Origin of the sequence: Acrocarpospora corrugata, assembly GCF_009687845.1 — a bacterium.
Taxonomy (GTDB): domain Bacteria; phylum Actinomycetota; class Actinomycetes; order Streptosporangiales; family Streptosporangiaceae; genus Acrocarpospora; species Acrocarpospora corrugata.
The window spans coordinates 23059-41717 of sequence record NZ_BLAD01000093.1; the positions used below are offsets into that span (position 1 = coordinate 23059).

Genomic DNA, 18659 nt, shown 5'->3' on the forward strand with positions numbered 1-18659 from the left:
ACGACATCTCCGGAACGCACCCGTGACTGCCATCCCCGCCGCTGACGGCCACCTGGCCGGCGACCCGCTGCTGAACCGGATCGTCGATCAGCTCAGCACCCGTTTCGCGGGGCGGTTCTGCACCGAGACGATCAGAGGCTACGTGCACGACTCCTACCGCGGTCTGCGACAGGACGCCCGGGTCATGGCGCACCTGCATATCCTGACCCAGCGATTCGCCACCGAGCGGCTCACCGCGCTGGCCCAGGTGAAGGGGTACATCCCCAAGCTGGAGGTGGAGGTGCTGTACGTGTGCGGCGGCAACGCCGGCCGCTCCCAGATGGCCGCCGCCTTCACCCGCAAGTACGGCGGGGACTGGCTGCACGTACGGACCGCCGGTTCCCGGCCCGCCGCCACCATCCACCCCCCGGTCGTTCAGGCGCTGGCCGAGGTCGGCCTGTTTCCGGCGATGGAGTTCCCCAAGCCGCTGACCGACGACGTCGTCCAGGCCGCCGACGTGGTGGTCACCCTGGGCTGCGCGGACGCCTGCCCGGTCCACCCGGGCAGACGCTACCTGGACTGGGACCTGCCCGACCCCCGCGACCGTCCGATCGATGAGGTCCGGGCGATCAGGGACCGCATCGACACCCAGGTACGCCAGTTGGTCGCAGAGCTCAAACAGCCTGTTCCGCTGTAGCCCACATCCGCTGTGATTCCACAGGAATATCCGCGCGAGGAAAGGATCTGTTCGCATGAGCGACAAGCCCAGCGTTCTGTTCGTCTGCGTCCACAACGCCGGGCGCTCGCAGATGGCCGCCGGATGGCTCACCCACCTGGCCGGTGACCGCATCCAGGTCCGCTCGGCGGGTTCGGCCCCGGCCGAGTCCATCAACCCGGCCGCCATCGCGGCCATGCGCGAGGTCGGCATCGACATCACCGCCGAGCAGCCCAAGGTCCTCACCGTCGAGGCGGTGGAGGCCTCCGACGTGGTCATCACCATGGGCTGCGGAGACGCCTGCCCGATCTTCCCCGGCAAACGTTATGAGGACTGGAAACTGGAAGACCCCGCCGGTCAGGGCATCGACGCGGTCCGGCCGATCCGCGATGAGATCCACGCCCGCATCGAAAAGCTCATCAAGGAACTGACCTAGAAGGCCCCGCCAGCAAGCCGCACCACCGTGGCCGAGCCATGGCTCAGGTCTTGCGCCACTGATGGCCCGGGAGGCCGATCCGCTGCCGGGATCGACGATCAGACGGTGACGAGCCCGACGTCGACCGGCCCGGCGGACGCGGGCTCGGCCAGCGGGGTGAACAGGGCGCCCAGCTTGGCGACCACGGCCGGGACGATCCAGTAGTAGACCCAGGTGCCCCGGCGTTCGGAGTCGATGAGTCCGGCGGTGCGCAGGACCTTCAGGTGGTGGGAGATCGTGGGGGCGGTCAGGTTGAAGGCGTCGGTCAGGTCGCAGACGCAGGTCTCGCCGCCCGCGTGGGAGCCGATCATCGACAGCAGGCGGAGCCGTACCGGATCGGCGACCGCCTTGAGCAGGGTGGCCATCTCGGCGGCGGCCGATTCCGACAGCGGTTCGCGCGCGATCGGCGCGCAGCAGGCGATGGTGACGTCTGCCATGGCGAACACCCCTTACTTCGATATCTGTCTAAATTATAGGCGATGGTAGGCCAACAGGGCCAACGCGGCGATCGCGCAGGCCGTTGCCACCGCGCCCATCACCCAGGTGTAACCCGCCGCCTGGGCCAGCGCGACCGCGCCGAGTGGAGCCAGCGCCTTGTCGGCGACGGAGAAGACCGCGATCCGGCCGGACAGGGTGGCGTAGGCGGCGGTGCCGTACCGGTCGGTGAGCAGGTGGGGCAGGGTGATGGAGGCGATGCCGAAGCCGAGCCCGAACAGCAGTACGCAGCCGACAGCTCCCGGCACGCTCCGTCCGAACGGGGGGAGCAGCAGGACGGCGACGCCCTGCAGGGCGAAGATCGCGGCGGCGATGAGGGCGGCGGGCAGGCGGCGCTGCAGGCCGGTGGTGATCAGCCGTCCGGTCACCGACAGCACGCCCAGCAGGCCGGCCAGGGTGGCGGCCAGGACGGGTGAGTGCCCGAGGCGGATGAGGTAGCTGATGAGCAGGACCGACATCACCGACACCGCGCCGCCGTTGGCGGTGAAGGCGATCACCAGCAGCCAGAACGGCCGTGCCCGGGTGGCGGCTTTGACGATCCCGTCCCGCTCGCCGCGCGGCCGGGGATGGGTACGGCGGCGCAGTACGAGCGCGTGCAGCGGGATGGCGGTGAGGCCGTAGACCAGGGCCAGGATGATCAGGGCCTGGCGCCAGCCGTACCACTCGACCAGCAGGCCGGTCAGCGGCAGGAAGATCGCCGAGGCGAAGCCCGCGACGATGGTGACCGCCAGCAGCGCGTTCGCCCGGCCGCGCCCGTTGCCGTCGAACCAGGCGACGATGACGGCGAAGGCCGACTCGTACAGCACCATCGCGCAGGCGACGCCGATGACGGCCGACACCGCGTACAGCTGCGGCAGGTTCTCCACCTGCGACCAGGCCAGCACGGCGGACGTACCGAGGATCGACCCGGCCGTCATCAGCCCGCGGCCGCCGCGGGCGTCCAGCCAGCGGCCGGCCGGCGGCGCGCACAGGGCGGCGATCAGGATCGAGATGGTGAGGGCGGCGGCGATCTGCGGGGCGCTGGCGTGCAGGTCGGCTGCCATGGGAGCGAGGAAGACGGAGAAGGCGTAATAGAGGACCCCGTACCCGATGGTCTGGGTGACGGCCAGCGCCGCGACCATCGGCCAGCCGTGGCCGGGACGCGGCAGCCCGCCGCCCCTTGCCTCAGGGACGGCGGTCTCGGCGGTGGAACCCGACATCTCCGTCTCTCCTCTTTTCAGCCGCAGCAGTTGCCACCGCCGACGGTGACCAGGGGCAGCGGGGCGGCGAGCAGGCCGCCGCTGATGCCGGTGGCCAGGCCCACCCGCTGCTCCTGTGCCTCGGCCAGGCCGGAGGAGCACACTCCCGTCTCGGGCAGGTCGAGCTGCACGTCGCGGGCGGCTTCCCAGTCACCGGCCAGCGCGGCCGCCACGGAGCGGACCTGCTCGTACCCGGTGGCCATCAGGAAGGTCGGGGCGCGGCCGTAGCTCTTGACGCCGACGGCATAGTAGCCGGGCTCGGGATGGGACAGCTCGTCGACGCCGTGGGCGGGGACGGTGCCGCAGGAATGCTCGTTGGGATCGATCAGCGGGGCCAGCGCCCGGGTGGAGCCGAGGATCGGATCCAGATCGAGGCGCAGTTCGGAGGCGATGGAGTGGTCGGGCCGGTATCCGGTGGCGGAGATGACCTGGTCGACGGTGATGGCCTGCTCGGCGCCGGAGGGGTCGCGGCTGACCACCTCGACGCCCCGCCCGGTGGGCGTGAGCCGGTGGGTGAAGAACCCGTTCAGGAGCGTGATGCGGCCGGACTCGACATGCGCCCGCAGGCGGGTGCCGAGCGCACCACGCGCGGGCAGCGCGTCGGCGGCGCCTCCCCCGTAGGTACGGCCTGCGCTGCCGGCGCGGATCGCCCAGGTGATCTGGGCTCCTTCGAGCTGGGCCAGGGCCAGCAGCGTGGTGGCGGCGGAATGGCCCGCGCCGACGACCAGGGTGTGTTTGCCCGCGTAGCGGTCGCGGTCGGCTCCGAGCACGTCGGGCAATGCATCATCGATGGACACCTCACTCTCGCCGTAGGCGGGCAGACCGCTGGCGCCGAGCACGTTGGGGCTGGTGTAGGTGCCGGAGGCGTCGATGATCGCCCGCGCCCGCAGTTCCTCGCCGGAGCCGGTCCTGATGAGGAAGGGGGCCTGGTCGCGGCCGTTGGTGCGGACGCGGTCGTAGCCGAGGCGGCTGATCGCGGTGACCTTCACGCCGAACCGGACCGCGGGGCCGAGGAGCTTGCCAAGCGGGGCGAGGTAGCCGTCGATGAGTTCGGCGCCGGTGGGCAGCCAGTCGGGATCGGGGGCGCTCCAGCCGCCGGCTTCCAGCAGGCGGCGGGCGGCGGCGTCGATGTTGTACTTCCAGGGGCTGAAGACGCGGACATGCCCCCACTGGGCGACCGACGCGCCGGCCTGGTTTCCCGCTTCCAGAACCAGGAAGTCCAGGCCACGTTCGGCCAGGTGCGCGGCGGCGGCCAGCCCGACCGGCCCGGCGCCGATCACCACCACCGGCAGCTGCTCCAGGCCGCCATCCGAAGCGGCCGAGGCGGCGGGTTCGAGCTCGGCGGTGTTGGGGCCGCAGCATCCACTCATGGCTGTTCTCCTCACGATCAACTGACGTCGGGTCGGCCACCGGCCGACTGCGGGGCAGGCCGTCCGGCGCGCCCCGGCTGATTAGAGATTCGTCTAATCAAGCTGAGGGCAGCATGCCTCATTGATTCGAGTCCTGTCAATTTAGATGGATACCGAATCAAGGCGTGTTCGGAGACCGTAGCGAGTCAGGCGGTGAAGTGGTGGGCGTCCGCCGACGCCGCGTAGGACGTCATGATGAGCACCGGCGGCGAGGCCGCCGAAAGCTGGGCAACCCACGTGGGCCGCCAGTTCGACGCATGACGGCGCGAAAGATCAGTGGAAGGCCGATCAGGCTGGGCAGCACCCAGTAGCTCCAGGTAGGCAGCCGGTCCCAGAGCGGCAGGTTCGCGCCGTTGTCCACGTAGAACCCGGTGAGCAGGGCGACGTAGGACAAGCCCATGCCGGTGACATGGAGGTACGGCTGCCGCCGCCTGTTCAGGTAGCCGATCAGGCCGACAGTGAAGGCGAAGGAGCCGATGGCGAACAGATGGGCGTTCTCCCGCCAGCGGATCACCGACAAAACCGTCATGGACGCGAACACCACCCCAAGACTCCACAGGTAGATCCGGCCGAATCGCCGATGCCCCACGGCGCCCTTGCGGGACAAAGCGGCCCCGGGTCCGCACGCCACGCACGTCAGACCCGCCACGATGTGGAAGGCCAGGGCGGTGAAAAAGAGCGGACCCGAATCGGGCACGGGGAAGCCGAAGACCTCGATCTCATCCACCCTGAGCCTTCATAAGTAGCATTGCTATATATAGCGACGCTACTCCGATAGTTGTCTCACCGGAAGGCCCGGTATAGCGTTACTACCTATGAGGGCAGAGGCGCTCAAAGGGCACCTGGACGGCCTGCTGCTGGCGGCGCTGGAAGAGGGACCGCAGCACGGCTACGCGGTCAAGGAGGCCTTGCGCGAATCGACCGAGGGGCGCATCGACCTGCCCAGCGGCACTATTTACCCCGCGCTGCACCGGCTGGAGCAGGCCGGGCTGATCACCGGAACCTGGTCGGTCGTGGGCGGACGCCGCCGCCGTACCTACGAACTCACCAGCGATGGACGCGAAGCGCTCAGCGGCGAGCGCGACCGCTGGCAGGAGTTCGCCGGCGCCGTCACCGCCGCACTCCGGACACGGCCGTGGCCGACCACGACCTGATCGCCGCCCAGCTCGGCATCCTGTCCGCAAGACTCCCGGCGCAGGTGGTCGAGGAGCTGGCCGACGGCCTCCAGGAGACCTACCGATCCCAACTCACGAGGTTGGGCGACCCTGAGGCGGCCGCGCGGGCGGCGATCGCCGAGTTCGGTGACGCGGACACGGTCACGGCCGCCTTCTTCCGCGACTCCCCGTGGCGGCGAATGGCGGTGATCCTGCTGGCCACCGGTCCCATGATGGGAGCGGTCTGGGGCCTGGGCCTGGTCTCCGCCCAGATGTGGAATTGGCCGATTCCGCTATCCGTCCGGATCGGGTACGGCGTGGTCCTCGTCACGGTCGCCGGCACCCTGCTGGCGGTGGTCAGGGAGAAGCGTGCCTATCGGCGGACCCGGACGGCGACGCTGGCCGGGGCGGCCGCTCTCATCGCTTTGGACGCGGTCATGCTCGCCGCCGTCACCACCGTGCCCTCGGCCGCGTCGTGGCCGGTGGCGGTGGCGATCTCAGCGAGCATGCTGAGGATCACCGCCACCGTGCACGCCCTGCAGAAGTGCTGCTTCTAAGCAGAGATGCGCGATACCTGCCCGCTTCCTGTCCAGCCCGGTCGGCTTCGTGTAATTTTCGGTACTCATCCTCCCCGGAGGCCGGTAGCCGCGGGAAAACCGTTCGGCCGGTGGGATGATCGCGGCCTAGCATGCGGAGCCGTGAGCAGAAGATTGCGGGGGATTGCGGCGGTCAACGCGCAGATCGTCGCCGAGGGGGAGTACCGGACCGACGATGGCGTCCTCGTCGTCGTTGGCTCGGCGGTGGAGGCGGCGGTCGCCGGCACCGTGAGTTATTCACCGGACGGGTTCCTTGATGCGCCCCGCCCGACGGTCGGTCTGCGGACGTCTTTTCAGGTGACCGGTGAGAATAGCCTTCAGGCCGCGCGACGGCTGCACCTCGTCGGGGGTGGGCGGATCGCCGTTCTGAACTTCGCTTCGGCTCGTAATCCGGGAGGTGGCTATTTCGGGGGTGCCAAGGCCCAGGAAGAGGACCTCTGCCGCAACGCGCTGCTGTATCCCTGCCTGCTGCGGGCTCCTGACTATTACGAAGCGCACCGTGCTTCCGCTGATCTGCTCTACAGTCACCGGGTTATCTGGTCGCCGGATGTTCCGGTGCACCGTGGGGATGACGGGCGGTTGCTGCGGGAGCCGTACCCCGTCTCGTTCTTGACCTCTCCGGCGCCGAATGCCGGGCAGGCGTTGCGGCGTGATCCGGGTTTGCGGGAGCGGATCCGGGGGGCGCTCCATCAGCGCGCGGAGCGGGTTCTGGCCGTGGCCGCCCATCATGGCGCGCGGCGGCTGGTTCTCGGCGCGTGGGGGTGCGGGGTGTTCCGTAATGATCCGCGTGAGGTTGCCGAGGCCTTCCATGTCCATCTCACGGTGGGTGGCGCGTTCGCGGAGGTGTTTGAACGGGTGGTGTTCGCGGTCTGGGATCGGTCGGAGGATTCCGTCAACCGGGCCGCGTTCGGTGAACGTTTCAGTGCTTAACGGTCGGCGCCGAGCCAGGTGCCGACGCCGTTCAGGGTGCCTGCGCCGCTGTTGAGTTCGACCTGTTCGGCGAGGTCGGCGATGCTCACGGAGTTCAGCGCGGCGCGCCGTGCCGACTCGGCGGCGGCCATGGCGCGGGAGATCGGGCAGGGCGTCAGGCAGGAGTCAGCCGGGGTCGCCAGGGGGCCGCGCTGGCGGATCTCCGTGCAGATGAAGGCCGGGTCGGGGCCGTCGACGGCTTCGACGACGTCGAGGACTGTGATCGTCGCCGGGGGGCGGGACAGCACGTAGCCGCCCGATTTTCCCTGCACCGAGTGCACGAGGCCGGCCCGGGACAGCGCCTGGAGCTGTTTGGCCAGGTAGGTGGGTGACACGTCGTGCAGCTCCGCCAGTCGGGCGGCCGGTACGGGCTCTGCCACGGAGGTGAGTACGACGCAGCAGTGCAGCGCCCACTCCACCCCTCCAGACATCTTCATCCTGCGACTCTATCCGCACCCCCTTTACTCGGACACATATTGTCCGAGTATATTGAGGGCAGGTTGTCCGAATCCGAGGGAGAGGCTCATCATGAAGATCGCAGTTATCGGCGGGACCGGTCTGATCGGCTCGCAGGTCGTGAAGAATCTCGTCGCGGCGGGGCACGAGGCCGTGCCGCACGCCCTGTCCACGGGCGTGGACGTCATCACCGGCGTGGGCGTGGACGACGCGGTGGCGGGCGCCGATGTCGTGGTCAACCTCACCAATTCCCCGACCTTCGACGACGCCTCGCCCGCCTTCTTCCAGACCTCGATGGACAACCTGCTCGGCGCGAGCGCGAAGGCCGGTGTCGGGCACTTCGTCATCCTGTCCATCGTCGGCGTCGACCAGGTGCCCGAGCTCGTCTACTACCGGGCGAAGGTGCTTCAGGAGGACGTGCTGCGGGCCGGTGGGGTGCCGTTCTCGATCGTGCGCGCCACCCAGTTCATGGAGTTCATCGGCGCGGTGCTGTCCTGGACCGCCGACGGGGAGAGGGTGCGCCTGCCGCGCACGCCGATTCAGCCGATCGCCGCCGCGGACGTCGCCGCCGCCGTCTCGGAGGTCGCCGCGGACGCGCCGCTGAACGGCATCCGCAACGTCGCCGGGCCCGAGGTCTTCACCCTCGACGATCTCGGCAGGATCACCCTGGAGGCCAAGGGTGACAGCCGTTCCGTCGTCGTGGACGACACCGCGGGCATGTTCGCCGAGGTCAAGGGCGACATCACTGCTCCGGCGGACGCCCACATCGCGCCGACGCGGTACACGGACTGGCTCGCAGCCGGCTGAACCGGGGAAATTGCCCAGGCGCGGACCCGAGTTCTACGCCGGCTTTGCCGATAGAGGGCAGAACTGTCACATACGGCGCGGGAGTCCGGTCATAGCAGCAGGAATCCTGGGGGAGTCGCATCCGTGGTCAGGCAATTCCTCACCGAAACGCCGGGGAGGCGATGATCATGACTGCGCGCAGGTGGCTTCGGATCGGGTTGGCCGTCCTGTTTCTCTATCACTTCGTGCTCGGTGTGTGGCCGTTGCTGCTGGCGCGTTCCTTCTATGACAGCTTTCCGCTGCCGGGGCATTCGTGGGTGGCGCTGTTGCCGCCGTACAACGAGCATCTGCTGCGGGACTTCGGGGGATTGAATCTGGCCATGGTCGTGGTGGTCGGGGCGGCCGCGGTGTTCATGGAGCGGCGCATCGTGCTCACGGCGCTGGTGGCGGACATCGTGGCCGGGGTGCCGCACATGATTTTTCATGTCCTGCACCTGCAGCATTTTCCGCCGGTGGACGCGATCAGTCAGTCGATCGCGCTGGCGGTGGTGACGGCGATTCCGATCATCCTGCTCGTGCCCGCTTGGCAATTGCCGCGGCAGCGACGAAGCTGAGCGTGATTGTTTCCGGTCGCCGATCCGGCAGAGCCGGAAGATACGCGGCCGTCGATTCTCCGGTCCGTGAGGAGAGAATCGGCGGGCCCGAGTTCCCGGGGGGAAGGCCATGACCTCACCGCATCTGCCGCTGCTCATCCTCTCCGCCGGGCAGCGCTGCGGGAGCACCCTCCTGCAGCGCCTGCTGACCTCCCATCCGGAGGTCCTCATCTGGGGGGAGAACGGCGGGCAGCTGGGCCGGGTCCTCGAAGCCGCCGACGGCATGATGTCGTGGTCGGAGGAGCTCGGCGTGCAGGGGCGCGCGGAGTTCTCGCAGCATTCGTACCAGGGCTGGATGGCCAACCTCACGCCCGACCGCGACCTGATCCTGAACGCTGTGCGCCGCTTCGTCGACGCACTGTACGTCGAGCCAGCAGCCCGCCTCGGCCGCCCCATCTGGGGCCTGAAGGAGGTGCGCTACACCCTGGACGACGCCCGGCGCCTGCAAGTGATCTACCCAGGACTGGCCGTCATCCTGCTGATCCGCGACCCGCACGATGTCCTGCGGAGCCTGGACGAATGGGAGCGCATCACCGAGGGCCGCTGGACTCGCGCACTGACCGAGGGGGCGGTGGAGAACTGGCAGCGGGTGGCGGAGGACTTCGTGGCCCAGGCGCACGACGGCCTGCCGGTGCTGCGCCTGCGGTACGAGGACCTGGTCGCCGATCCCGACGGGACGTCCGAGCTCATCGCCCGGCATGCCGGCCTGGACGCGGCGGCCTTCGACCCGGAGGTGTTCGCCAAGCGCCTGCACGTCGGCGAGGATTTCGCGCACCTTCCCCGTGATGTGCACGAATGGGATGCTCTACCCGGCTCTATGCGTCAGTTGCTCGATCCGCCCGAGATGCGGTCGCTCATCCGCGCCTGCGGCTACGGGACGCCAGGCTCGCTGCCGGGGTGAACGTCTGATCACGAATCCGGGTGGGTGTGAACTATGCGGGTTCCCGTCCTGTCTCTCCAGGTATGAGGAAATCCGCCCTGAGCTGGATCGGTCACCCGCTGACCATCGCCGCCGTGGCGGTCCTGCTGCTCAACGACCACGTGCTGAAGGCGGCCTGGCCGGGCGCGGTGACCGGGAAGCTCAGTGACTTCGCCGGGCTGGTCGTCGCTCCGCCGCTGCTCAACCTGGTCCTCCGTCGTCCGTGGGTGTCCGTGCTCGTCACCGGTGTGGCGTTCACGCTGGTGAAGACCACCGCCGCGGGGGCCGCCTTCGCCTCTGAGGGGTGGACGCTGGTCTGGGGTCCGTCCCAGGTCCTGGCCGATCCGACCGACCTGCTCGCCTTGCCCGCCCTGTACGGCGCGTGGTGGATCTGGAACCATCCCGGCCCGGGAGCGGAACGGCTGGCGAGGGTCGTGGTCGTGATTCCCTGCACCGTGCTGGCCGTGGCCGCGACCTCAGGGCCCGGGGTCTTCCGGCCGTACAGCGCCTTCGCGGTCGCGGTGGCCGACGAAAGGATCGTGGTCGCGGTCCGCGGCGGCGTCGGATACGGCCATTCGGTACAAGGCTTCGTCTCTGAGGACGGCGGGAGATCGTGGCGCGACTGGGGCGTTCCGCTGATGCCCGCGAGGACGTCGGCCTGCGTGCCGGACCGCTGCTACCGGATCGTGCCCGGCAGGCTCAAGGTCGAGGAGTCCAGGAACGGGCGGTGGGTGACGTCGTGGGAGGTCTCGCCCGGCGACCAGGGCCGGCTGGCGGTGGCGTACCCGCCGGAACGTCCCGAGGATGTGGAGGCCGTCGAATCGCTGGCCGTCGCGGTGCAGCAGGTTTCCGGCGGGCATCTCGTGGTCGTCGCCAATGGGGCGGACGGGATCGCTCTTCGGGACGTTTCGGGTGTCTGGCGGCGGCTGGGCTGGGCCGGGGTCGGATTCGACGCCGCGAAGGCGGCGCCGCTGTCCGCGCCGGGGAGATATGACGATTTCATTCCTGCGGCGGCGCTGCTGGCCGCCTTGGCGGCGGGGCTGGTGACGCTCCTGTTCGGGGTGCGCCGGCTCGACTTCGCCGCGGCCGGGCTGCTGACGTGGGTGGGGGTCTGGCTGTTCCGCCGGGGAGCAGAGGCGGAGCGGGTTCCCCTCCTGTACATGTCGGGGCCGGAGAAACTGGTCGACCCGGCCTTGATGCTTCTCGGCATGGGTATGGTGCCCGCCGGGCTGGCAGGCGTGATCGTGGTCGGCATGCGGCACGGGACGCCGTATCGGGTGTGGGTGATCGGCGTCGGCACCGCTGCCGGCGCCTATCTGGCGATCATGCTGCCCTTCTACCTGTGGAGCGCCGGCTGGCTGGACGGCTTCGCGCTGGCGACCGGCCTGTCGATCTGCCTGGGGGTCGCGGTGGTGGGCGCAGGGCTGATGGGCTCTCGGCTGGTGAGGCGACTCTGACCTGCGTAGATGATCTACACGCCGCATGTATACATGGGGTGTATACATGCGTGTAGTATGCCGTGCATGGCTATCGGAGAGACCTTCCTGGGGTTGCTGGAGTCGCGTCCGCGGCACGGCTACGACCTCAAGCGGGCATATGACGAACGGTTCGGTCAGGGGAGGGCGCTGGCCTACGGGCAGGTCTACGCGACCCTGTCCCGGCTGCTCAAGAGCGGCCTGATCGAGGTGCACGGCATCGAGCCGGGCGGTGGCCCGGAGCGCAAGCGGTATGCGATCACCGACGCCGGCGTCACCGACGTGCAACGCTGGCTGACCCAGCCCGAGAAGCCTGATCTGTACCTGCAGAACACGCTGTACTCGAAGGTCGTGCTGGCGCTGCTGACCGGACGCCCGGCCGCCGACATCCTGGACACCCAGCGGGCCGAGCACCTGCGCCTGATGCGCGAGCTGACCCGGCGCAAGTCCACCGGCGACTTCCCCGACCAGCTGATCTGCGACTACGCGCTGTTCCATCTGGAGGCCGACCTGCGCTGGCTCGAACTCACCGCCGCCCGCCTGGACCAGCTCGCCAAGGAGGTCTCCGCATGACCGCGCCCAGAGACGCGCTGATCTCGGCCATCGACCTGCACAAGGCGTTCGGGCCGACGCCGGCGCTCGACGGGGCGTCCCTGGAGATCGCCGCCGGTGAGGTCGTCGCCATCATGGGACCCTCCGGCTCCGGCAAATCAACCCTGTTGCACTGCATCGCCGGGATCACCACGCCGGACTCCGGCCGGATCGTCTACCGCGGCCGGGAGCTGTCCGGCATGTCCGACGCCACGCGCAGCGCGCTGCGGCGCGGCGAATTCGGGTTCGTGTTCCAGTTCGGCCAGCTCGTGCCTGAACTGAGCTGCCTGGAGAACGTCGCGCTGCCGTTGCGGCTGGACGGGCACAAACGGCGCGAGGCCGAGCGGAGGGCTGCCTCCTGGCTGGACCGGCTGGAGGTCGGCGACGTCGCGCACAAGCGGCCCGGCGAGATCTCCGGCGGGCAGGGGCAGCGGGTCGCGGTGGCCCGGGCGCTGGTCACCGCCCCCCGGGTGGTGTTCGCCGACGAACCGACCGGCGCGCTCGACTCGCTCAACGGCGAACGCGTCATGAAGCTGCTCACCGAGGCCGCCCGGGACACCGGCGCCGCCGTGGTCCTGGTGACGCACGAGGCGCGCGTCGCGGCGTACTCCGACCGGGAGGTCGTGGTGCGCGACGGGCGCACCCGCGAGGTAGAGCTGATGAACCGATGACCGGCCCGGAGAGCCTCGGGGACACCGACGAACCGGGCATTGGCCCGAAGAACCTCGGGGGAGCCGATGAGTTGGGCCGTGGCTTGACGGCCCCGGGACGGGTCGGTGTCCGGCGGTGGTTCGCGGATCTGGCGCTCGGGGGTCGGCTGGCGCTGTCGGGTGGCCGGGAGAGTTGGACGCGGACCACGCTGACCGCCGTCGGCGTCGGGCTGGGCGTGGCGCTGCTGCTGCTTTCCGCGGCCGTGCCGAACATCCTGGCGTCCCGGACCGAGCGCATCTCGGCTCGCGACGATCTGCGTCTCAGCCAAAGCGAGATCAAGCCTGGCGACCGTACTCTGCTGGTCTCGGATTTCGACACCACCTACCACGACCGCGGCATCCGCGGGCGGGTCCTGCGAGCTGAGGGGCCGGCCGCGCCCCGGCCGCCGGGCGTCGCGAAGCTGCCCGGATCGGGCGAACTGGTGGTCTCGCCAGAGCTCGGGAAACTGCTGGCCGCCCCGGAAGGAGCGCTGCTGCGCGAGCGGCTGGGCGGCACGATCGTCGGCACGATCGGCGACCAGGGTCTGGGCGGGCCGCTGGAGTACGCCTTCTACCTCGGCAGCGACACGATCACGGCCGGGGACGGCGGCGCCCGGCGGATCGACGGCTTCGGGTCGCAGTACGAGCGTGAGGGATTCGATCCCGTCCTGCTGATACTCATCGTGATCATTTTCGTCGTCCTGCTGCTGCCCGTGGCGGTGTTCATCGGCGCGGCGGTCCGGTTCGGCGGCGACCGGCGGGACCGGCGGCTGGCCGCACTGCGACTGGTCGGCGCCGACGGGGCCATGACGCGCAGGATCGCCGCCGGCGAGACGCTGCTGGGCACGCTGCTCGGGCTGGGCGTCGGCGCGGTCGTCTTCCTGGCCGGCCGGCAGCTCGTCGAACTGTTCACCATCTCCGACATGACCGTGTTCGCCGCCGACGTCCAGCCGACGCTCGGGCTCGCCCTGCTCATCGCGCTCACCGTGCCGGCCGCCGCGGTGGCCGTCACGCTGCTCGCCCTGCGCCGGGTCGTCATCGAACCGCTGGGCGTGGTACGGCACGCCGGCGCCACCCGGCGACGGCTGTGGTGGCGGCTCGCGCCCTCGGCCCTGGGGCTCGCCCTGCTCACGCCACTGATCGGCGGAGTCAGCCAGACCGGTCCGGCCGCCAACGAATACCAGGTCGCCGGGGGTGTGGTCCTGCTGCTGCTCGGCGTGGCCGCGCTGCTGCCCTGGCTGGTCGAGGCGGTCGTCGCCCGGCTGCGCGGCGGAGCCGTGCCCTGGCAGCTCGCCACCCGCCGGCTCCAGCTGAGCAGCGGCACCTCGGCCCGGGTGGTCAGCGGGATCGCGGTGGCCTCGGCCGGCGCGATCGCCCTGCAGATGGTCTTCGCCGGCATCGGCGCCGGATACACCACCAGCACCGGCCAGGACCCGAACCGGGCCGACCTCCAGTTCTCGCTCCGCAACCCGGCCGGCCACGCCGCCTCCGAGGCGATCGCCGCCCGATTCCGGGACACCGCCGGAGTCCGGTCGGTGACCAGCTACACCACCGTCTACGCGACCGGCACCACCACACCGGCCGGCCCCGATGTCCCACCGGCCGCCGGCACCGTGCTGATCGCCGGCTGCGCCGCACTGCTGGAACTGGCCGACCTCGGCCGGTGCGCCGACGGCGACGTCTTCGTCAGGCAGCCGTCCGGGGAGCCGGGCGAGTGGCCCGGTCCCGGCGAGGAGGTCTTGTTCGGGGACTCCGAGGATCCGGACGCGCGCCGGTGGACTGTGCCGGCGACGGCGCCGACGGTCGCCGTGCGGCCTGACCCGATGGGCAACATGCCGGCGATCCTGGCGACCCCGGGGGCGTTGCCCGCCGGTGACCTGCGGGCCGGCCGTACCGAGATCTATGTCGGGCTCGACCCGGCGCGGCCGGACGCCATCGAGTACGCGCGCAACACCGCCGCCGGGATCAGCACGAGCATGTCGATCTACCAGTTGACGGACCGGCAGGAATCGACCCGGTTCACGACCATCCGGCGCGGGCTCTACCTCGGGGCGATCCTGACCATGCTGCTCATCGGGGCCAGCATTCTGGTGTCCACGCTGGAGCAGTTGCGGGACCGGAAACGGCTGCTCGCCATCCTGGTCGCGTTCGGCGCCCGGCGGAGCACGTTGAGCTGGTCGGTGCTGTTTCAGACCGCCGTTCCGGTGGGGCTCGGGCTGGCGCTGGCCGTCGGCACCGGGATCGGGCTCGGCGCGGTGCTGATGGCGATGGTGAACCGGCCGGTCCGGGTGGACTGGGGGAGCATCGGCCTGATCGGCGCGGTGGCGGCCGGGGTGGTGGTGCTGGTCACGGCGCTGAGCCTGCCCGCGCTGTGGCGGATGATGCGCCCGGACGGGCTGCGCACCGAGTAGCGGTCAGGGCCGGACGGCCAGCACCCGGAAGCTGATGCCGCGGGTCGTCCTGGCCACCGACTCGATCTGGAAGCCGGCCTGTTCCAGGTATGGCCGGGGATCGCGGGTGAGGTAGTCGGCTTCGAAGCGGACGAACGCCGGTTCCGCCAGCCGCATCGCGGCCCGGATGATCGGGTTGCTGGACGGGCCGTGCTCGGCCAGGACGAACCGGCCGCCGGGTTTGAGCACGCGGTAGGCCTCGCGGGCGGCGGCGGCCGGGTCCGGGATGGTGCACATGGTGAACGTGGACAGGACGGTGTCGGCGCCGGCGTCGGGCAACTCCAGGTGCTGTACGTCGCCCTGCCGTAGTTCCACCCGCTCACCGAGGCCGGTCCGCGCGACCCGCCGCCGCGCCAGTTCCAGCATGCGCTCGGACAGCTCGATTCCGACGACCGTGACGTCGGGGCCGTACAGGGGCAGGTTGAGTCCGGTGCCGACGGCGATCTCGACGGTGTGGCCGCGCGCCTGGCCGACGGCCCACTCCCGGCTTCCCGGAAACAGGCGCCGCTCCCAGATCCGCATCTGGTCGTCGTACCGATCGGCGATCCGGTCGAACACCCGGCGGACGTCGGCGTCCGTGGTTGCCCGCATCGTGTGACCTTCCTGGGGCTAGTTTGAATGTTCGACGGTGATGACGACGTTTCCTGTTTTCTGGCCCGTCTCGACGTAGCGGAAGGCGTCGACGATGTCGTCCAGGGGGTATCGCCGGTCGATGACCGGCTTGAATTCGCCGGACGCGATCAGTTCCTTGAAATAGCGCGCCGTCGCCGCGTCATTCTTCGGGATCGGGAACAGGACCTTCCTGCCGCCCAGGAGCGGGGTGGTGAGGGCCAGGAGGATATTCTGCGACCAGGGGCCCAGGTCCGTCGAGATGTAGATTCCGCGTGGTTTCAGCAGGTGTTTGCAGCGGCCGAACGTGCTCTTGCCGACCGTGGTAGGTGGAGCCCTCGGGCATGAGCGCGAGTGTGCCGGTCTGCGGGATCGGCATGTATTCGGCCTGGGCTCCGAATTTGCCGTCGTTGTAGCCGAACACCCGGTCGCCGACTTTGAAGGACGTGACGCCGCCGCCGACCGCCGCGACTTCGCCCGCGAACTCATTGCCGAGGATTCGTATTCTCGGTCTGATCAGCCCGGTGAGGAGTCTCCACAGGAAAGGCTTGGCGGCGCGTAACGCGCAGTCGGTGCGATTGACGGTGGTCGCGTGGACTTTGACGAGCAGTTCGTTCTCTTTGACCGCCGGTTTCGGCACGTCCGCGACACCGACCACTTCCGGCGGGCCATATCTGGTGCGAACAGCGGCCTTCATGACTGCATTGTAGCGATCTTTCCCCGGCGTGGACGTTGCGGCAGGTGGCCGGGGGTACGAACCGGGGGAGTCGAAAGTGAGCGATCCACATGCAGACAGCCGCAGGACGATGACCGCCGGATCCGTACGGGTGCTGACCGGCCTCCTGGAAGCCGGCCACCTGGCCTCGATGGACCAGCTGCCGGCCCTGGTCGCCGAGCAGGCCGCCCACGCCGGGATGACCGAGATCCTGATCTACATCGCCGACCTCCAGCAGACCGTGCTGCGACTCCTGCCCACGCCGGGCGAAGAACCCGACGAGAAGATCGCCGAATTCGGTGTCGACTCGACCCTGGCCGGCCGCTCCTTCCGCGAGACGCGCACCCTGAGCTGCGCCGACGCCGAACAGACCCACTGGTGGGTGCCGCTGCTGAACGGAACAGAACGTTTCGGGGTCCTGCGGGCCAGCGCGCCCCTCGCCATCGACGTCGCCCCGGGCGACCTGCGCGACCTGGCCGCGCTCGTCTCGCTGCTGATCGTCAGCAAGCGTTCGCACAGCGACATCTACGCCCGCCTGATCCGGACCCGCCCGATGAACGTCGCCGCCGAGATGCAGTGGAACCTGATGCCGCCGCTCAACTTCGCCAACCCCCAGGTGGTGATCGGCGCGGCGCTCGAACCGGCGTACGAGGTGGGTGGCGACGCCTTCGACTACGCCCTCGCCGGAGGATCCGTACATCTGGGGATATTTGATGCGATGGGTCATGACACGGCGGCCGGGCTGACCGCCAACCTGGCGGTGGCCGCCTGCCGCAACTTCCGCAGGCAGGGCGCCGACCTGGTGGCGACCAGTGAGGGAGCCGAGCGGGTGCTGATCGAGGAGTTCGGGCCGGGCACCCGGTATGTCACCGCGATCCTGGCCGAGCTGCACCTGGAGTCGGGCCTGCTCACCTGGGTCAACCGGGGGCATCACCCGCCGGTGCTGATCCGCGGCGGCCGCTGGATCGGGATGCTGGCCTGCCCGCCTTCGCATCCGCTCGCCATGGATCTCGGCCTGCCGGTCACGCTGTGCCGCGAGCAACTGGAACCTGGCGACCGCCTGCTCCTCTACACCGACGGCATCCCCGAGGCGGGCAGCCCCCGTGGCCGCGAGTTCGGTCTGGCCCGCTTCGTCGAGTTCGTCATCCGGCACAACGCGGACGGCCTGCCCGTCGCGGAGACGCTCCGCCGCCTGATCCACAACGTTCTGGCCTACCACGACGGACAGCTGGAGGACGACGCCACAGTCCTGGTCATCGAGTGGCGGGGCCGGCCGTGACGGCCGCATAGCGGCCGGCCAGTTCGGCGCCGATCCTGGCCAGCTCGGCCTGTACGGATCGTGGCTCCACCACCTCGACCATCGCCCCCCAGCCTGCCAGGTTCCTGGCGACGTCCAGCGGAGTCGGCGACGCGAGCCGGACCCGGGCCCGCCCATCGTCGAGCTCACCCTCGACGTGGCAGTGCCGCCCGAACTGGTTCCGCAGCACCGGCACGAACCGGGCCTCGATGAGCACGATCGCCCACGTCCGCGACCGCTTCTCCTCGACCTCGCCGACGACCCGTTCCCACGCGGCCGCGAGGGCGAAGTCGTCCGGCCGCTCGGCAGGCTCATCGGTCAGCTCGGCTTCGGCGATCCGGTCGACCCGGAAGGTCCGCTGCCCGCGTTCGGTCCCGGCGATCAGATACCAGATGTCGTCCTTGTCGACCAAGCCCCACGGGTCGACCAGGCGTTCGGTCCGCTCCCTGGCGCCGCTGGTGTAGGTCAGGCGTACCTTTCCGCGGCGGACCACGGCGGCCTGCAGCAGGTCGACGAGCCCGGGCCGGTCACGATCACGCTCACCCCAGCGGGTGGGATCGACCATGGTGGCGCCGGCCGCGGCCTCGGCGTCGGCCCGGAAGGTCTGCGGCAGCGCCCGGACGAGCTTGCGCAGCGCCGCCCTGGCCTCACCGGAGACGGCCGCGGCCGGGCCGACGAGCAGGAACAACGCCTGCGCCTCGGTCGCCGACAGACCACTGAGATCGGTACGGGCACCTCCGACCAGCGACCAGCCGCCGCCACGTCCTGGCTGCGGATACACCGCAATCCCGGCGGCGGACATCGCCTCCAGGTCGCGGCGGGCGGTGGCGACGGACACCTCCAGCTCCTCGGCCAGCTCGGCGGCGGTCACCCGCCCGCGGTTCTGCATGAGCAGCAGGGCGGCGACAAGACGGTCAGCGCGCATGTGCCAAGTCTCCCTGGAAAAGTGCTCAGTTGATGAGCACTTTAGGTCAGAGGATGGAACTGTC

The 18659-nt window shown here is 69.9% G+C and carries 22 protein-coding genes; 13 read left to right on the forward strand and 9 right to left on the reverse strand.

Annotation, left to right across the window (positions count from 1 at the left end; all coding sequences use genetic code 11):
- The first annotated feature begins 22 nt into the window (after window positions 1-22).
- Complete coding sequence (locus Acor_RS45730; protein ID WP_155341134.1) at window positions 23-676, forward strand: arsenate reductase/protein-tyrosine-phosphatase family protein; 654 nt, start codon at window positions 23-25, stop codon at window positions 674-676.
- 55 nt (window positions 677-731) lie between these two features.
- Window positions 732-1130, forward strand: coding sequence for an arsenate reductase ArsC (locus Acor_RS35385; RefSeq protein WP_155341135.1), 399 nt, complete (start codon window positions 732-734; stop codon window positions 1128-1130).
- Between the two features lie 98 nt (window positions 1131-1228).
- On the opposite strand, the gene Acor_RS35390 is transcribed toward Acor_RS35385, so the two are convergent.
- The 4 genes from Acor_RS35390 to Acor_RS35405 all read right to left on the reverse strand — a co-directional run bounded on the left by Acor_RS35390 (window position 1229) and on the right by Acor_RS35405 (window position 5038).
- Window positions 1229-1606: an ArsR/SmtB family transcription factor gene (locus Acor_RS35390; protein ID WP_155341136.1), complete on the reverse strand. Its 378-nt coding sequence runs from the start codon at window positions 1604-1606 to the stop codon at window positions 1229-1231.
- Between the two features lie 33 nt (window positions 1607-1639).
- Window positions 1640-2863 carry an MFS transporter gene (locus Acor_RS35395; RefSeq protein ID WP_155341137.1) on the reverse strand — a complete coding sequence of 408 codons (1224 nt, stop codon included), beginning with the start codon at window positions 2861-2863 and terminating at the stop codon, window positions 1640-1642.
- A gap of 17 nt (window positions 2864-2880) precedes the next feature.
- Complete coding sequence (locus Acor_RS35400) at window positions 2881-4272, reverse strand: FAD-dependent oxidoreductase (protein ID WP_155341138.1); 1392 nt, start codon at window positions 4270-4272, stop codon at window positions 2881-2883.
- Between the two features lie 229 nt (window positions 4273-4501).
- Complete coding sequence (locus tag Acor_RS35405) at window positions 4502-5038, reverse strand: DUF2306 domain-containing protein (RefSeq protein ID WP_155341139.1); 537 nt, start codon at window positions 5036-5038, stop codon at window positions 4502-4504.
- A gap of 88 nt (window positions 5039-5126) precedes the next feature.
- Between Acor_RS35405 and Acor_RS35410 the strand changes: the two genes are divergently transcribed.
- The 3 genes from Acor_RS35410 (at window position 5127) to Acor_RS35420 (ending at window position 6991) form a co-directional block, all read left to right on the forward strand.
- Window positions 5127-5465: a PadR family transcriptional regulator gene (locus tag Acor_RS35410; protein WP_155341140.1), complete on the forward strand. Its 339-nt coding sequence runs from the start codon at window positions 5127-5129 to the stop codon at window positions 5463-5465.
- Window positions 5447-6022, forward strand: coding sequence for a hypothetical protein (locus Acor_RS35415; RefSeq protein ID WP_155341141.1), 576 nt, complete (start codon window positions 5447-5449; stop codon window positions 6020-6022). Before Acor_RS35410 ends, Acor_RS35415 begins: the two co-directional genes overlap by 19 nt.
- 141 nt (window positions 6023-6163) lie before the next feature.
- Window positions 6164-6991: a TIGR02452 family protein gene (locus Acor_RS35420; protein ID WP_170317238.1), complete on the forward strand. Its 828-nt coding sequence runs from the start codon at window positions 6164-6166 to the stop codon at window positions 6989-6991.
- Here Acor_RS35420 and Acor_RS35425 read toward each other — a convergent pair.
- The gene (locus tag Acor_RS35425) at window positions 6988-7467 is read right to left on the reverse strand and encodes an RrF2 family transcriptional regulator (protein ID WP_155341143.1); all 480 of its coding nucleotides are present in this window, start codon (window positions 7465-7467) and stop codon (window positions 6988-6990) included. The genes Acor_RS35420 and Acor_RS35425 overlap by 4 nt on opposite strands.
- 91 nt (window positions 7468-7558) lie before the next feature.
- Between Acor_RS35425 and Acor_RS35430 the strand changes: the two genes are divergently transcribed.
- From Acor_RS35430 to Acor_RS35460, 7 genes are all read left to right on the forward strand, one after another.
- Window positions 7559-8293, forward strand: coding sequence for an SDR family oxidoreductase (locus tag Acor_RS35430; RefSeq protein WP_155341144.1), 735 nt, complete (start codon window positions 7559-7561; stop codon window positions 8291-8293).
- Between the two features lie 167 nt (window positions 8294-8460).
- Window positions 8461-8886 carry a hypothetical protein gene (locus Acor_RS35435; RefSeq protein ID WP_155341145.1) on the forward strand — a complete coding sequence of 142 codons (426 nt, stop codon included), beginning with the start codon at window positions 8461-8463 and terminating at the stop codon, window positions 8884-8886.
- Between the two features lie 109 nt (window positions 8887-8995).
- Window positions 8996-9826: a sulfotransferase family protein gene (locus Acor_RS35440; protein WP_155341146.1), complete on the forward strand. Its 831-nt coding sequence runs from the start codon at window positions 8996-8998 to the stop codon at window positions 9824-9826.
- A gap of 62 nt (window positions 9827-9888) precedes the next feature.
- Complete coding sequence (locus Acor_RS42860; RefSeq protein ID WP_174876239.1) at window positions 9889-11301, forward strand: hypothetical protein; 1413 nt, start codon at window positions 9889-9891, stop codon at window positions 11299-11301.
- A 66-nt stretch (window positions 11302-11367) separates the two neighbouring features.
- Window positions 11368-11892 carry a PadR family transcriptional regulator gene (locus tag Acor_RS35450; RefSeq protein WP_155341147.1) on the forward strand — a complete coding sequence of 175 codons (525 nt, stop codon included), beginning with the start codon at window positions 11368-11370 and terminating at the stop codon, window positions 11890-11892.
- On the forward strand, window positions 11889-12581 hold the full coding sequence (locus Acor_RS35455) for an ABC transporter ATP-binding protein (RefSeq protein WP_155341148.1): 693 nt from the start codon (window positions 11889-11891) through the stop codon (window positions 12579-12581). The genes Acor_RS35450 and Acor_RS35455 overlap by 4 nt, the downstream gene beginning before the upstream one ends.
- Complete coding sequence (locus Acor_RS35460) at window positions 12578-15010, forward strand: ABC transporter permease (RefSeq protein ID WP_155341149.1); 2433 nt, start codon at window positions 12578-12580, stop codon at window positions 15008-15010. The genes Acor_RS35455 and Acor_RS35460 overlap by 4 nt, the downstream gene beginning before the upstream one ends.
- 3 nt (window positions 15011-15013) lie before the next feature.
- On the opposite strand, the gene Acor_RS35465 is transcribed toward Acor_RS35460, so the two are convergent.
- From Acor_RS35465 to Acor_RS45040, 3 genes are read right to left on the reverse strand one after another with little or no spacing between them, the layout of a single operon-like run.
- Window positions 15014-15640, reverse strand: coding sequence for a class I SAM-dependent methyltransferase (locus Acor_RS35465; protein WP_155341150.1), 627 nt, complete (start codon window positions 15638-15640; stop codon window positions 15014-15016).
- An 18-nt stretch (window positions 15641-15658) separates the two neighbouring features.
- Entirely contained in the window at window positions 15659-15928 is a 270-nt protein-coding gene (locus tag Acor_RS46520; RefSeq protein ID WP_422664856.1) for a zinc-binding dehydrogenase, read from the reverse strand.
- Window positions 15822-16355: an alcohol dehydrogenase catalytic domain-containing protein gene (locus tag Acor_RS45040; RefSeq protein ID WP_246239550.1), complete on the reverse strand. Its 534-nt coding sequence runs from the start codon at window positions 16353-16355 to the stop codon at window positions 15822-15824. The genes Acor_RS46520 and Acor_RS45040 overlap by 107 nt, the downstream gene beginning before the upstream one ends.
- Window positions 16356-16431: 76 nt before the next feature.
- On the opposite strand from Acor_RS45040, the gene Acor_RS35475 reads away from it, so the two are divergent.
- Window positions 16432-17652, forward strand: a complete 1221-nt coding sequence (locus Acor_RS35475) for a PP2C family protein-serine/threonine phosphatase (protein WP_308805709.1) — start codon at window positions 16432-16434, stop codon at window positions 17650-17652.
- Here Acor_RS35475 and Acor_RS35480 read toward each other — a convergent pair.
- Window positions 17627-18595, reverse strand: coding sequence for a helix-turn-helix transcriptional regulator (locus tag Acor_RS35480; RefSeq protein WP_155341151.1), 969 nt, complete (start codon window positions 18593-18595; stop codon window positions 17627-17629). The two genes, Acor_RS35475 and Acor_RS35480, sit on opposite strands and share 26 nt — an antisense overlap.
- Window positions 18596-18659 lie beyond the last annotated feature (64 nt).

What these genes read in the sequence shown, in the direction of transcription:
- Acor_RS35480 (WP_155341151.1), bottom strand. Translation starts at nt 18,595, where the DNA reads ATGCGCGCTGACCGTCTTGTCGCCGCCCTGCTGCTCATGCAGAACCGC.
- Acor_RS35440 (WP_155341146.1), top strand. Translation starts at nt 8,996, where the DNA reads ATGACCTCACCGCATCTGCCGCTGCTCATCCTCTCCGCCGGGCAGCGC.
- Acor_RS35435 (WP_155341145.1), top strand. Translation starts at nt 8,461, where the DNA reads ATGACTGCGCGCAGGTGGCTTCGGATCGGGTTGGCCGTCCTGTTTCTC.
- Acor_RS35400 (WP_155341138.1), bottom strand. Translation starts at nt 4,272, where the DNA reads ATGAGTGGATGCTGCGGCCCCAACACCGCCGAGCTCGAACCCGCCGCC.
- Acor_RS35455 (WP_155341148.1), top strand. Translation starts at nt 11,889, where the DNA reads ATGACCGCGCCCAGAGACGCGCTGATCTCGGCCATCGACCTGCACAAG.
- Acor_RS35465 (WP_155341150.1), bottom strand. Translation starts at nt 15,640, where the DNA reads ATGCGGGCAACCACGGACGCCGACGTCCGCCGGGTGTTCGACCGGATC.
- Acor_RS35390 (WP_155341136.1), bottom strand. Translation starts at nt 1,606, where the DNA reads ATGGCAGACGTCACCATCGCCTGCTGCGCGCCGATCGCGCGCGAACCG.
- Acor_RS35410 (WP_155341140.1), top strand. Translation starts at nt 5,127, where the DNA reads ATGAGGGCAGAGGCGCTCAAAGGGCACCTGGACGGCCTGCTGCTGGCG.
- Acor_RS45040 (WP_246239550.1), bottom strand. Translation starts at nt 16,355, where the DNA reads ATGAAGGCCGCTGTTCGCACCAGATATGGCCCGCCGGAAGTGGTCGGT.
- Acor_RS42860 (WP_174876239.1), top strand. Translation starts at nt 9,889, where the DNA reads ATGAGGAAATCCGCCCTGAGCTGGATCGGTCACCCGCTGACCATCGCC.
- Acor_RS35395 (WP_155341137.1), bottom strand. Translation starts at nt 2,863, where the DNA reads ATGTCGGGTTCCACCGCCGAGACCGCCGTCCCTGAGGCAAGGGGCGGC.
- Acor_RS35385 (WP_155341135.1), top strand. Translation starts at nt 732, where the DNA reads ATGAGCGACAAGCCCAGCGTTCTGTTCGTCTGCGTCCACAACGCCGGG.
- Acor_RS35425 (WP_155341143.1), bottom strand. Translation starts at nt 7,467, where the DNA reads ATGAAGATGTCTGGAGGGGTGGAGTGGGCGCTGCACTGCTGCGTCGTA.
- Acor_RS35450 (WP_155341147.1), top strand. Translation starts at nt 11,368, where the DNA reads ATGGCTATCGGAGAGACCTTCCTGGGGTTGCTGGAGTCGCGTCCGCGG.
- Acor_RS35430 (WP_155341144.1), top strand. Translation starts at nt 7,559, where the DNA reads ATGAAGATCGCAGTTATCGGCGGGACCGGTCTGATCGGCTCGCAGGTC.
- Acor_RS35460 (WP_155341149.1), top strand. Translation starts at nt 12,578, where the DNA reads ATGACCGGCCCGGAGAGCCTCGGGGACACCGACGAACCGGGCATTGGC.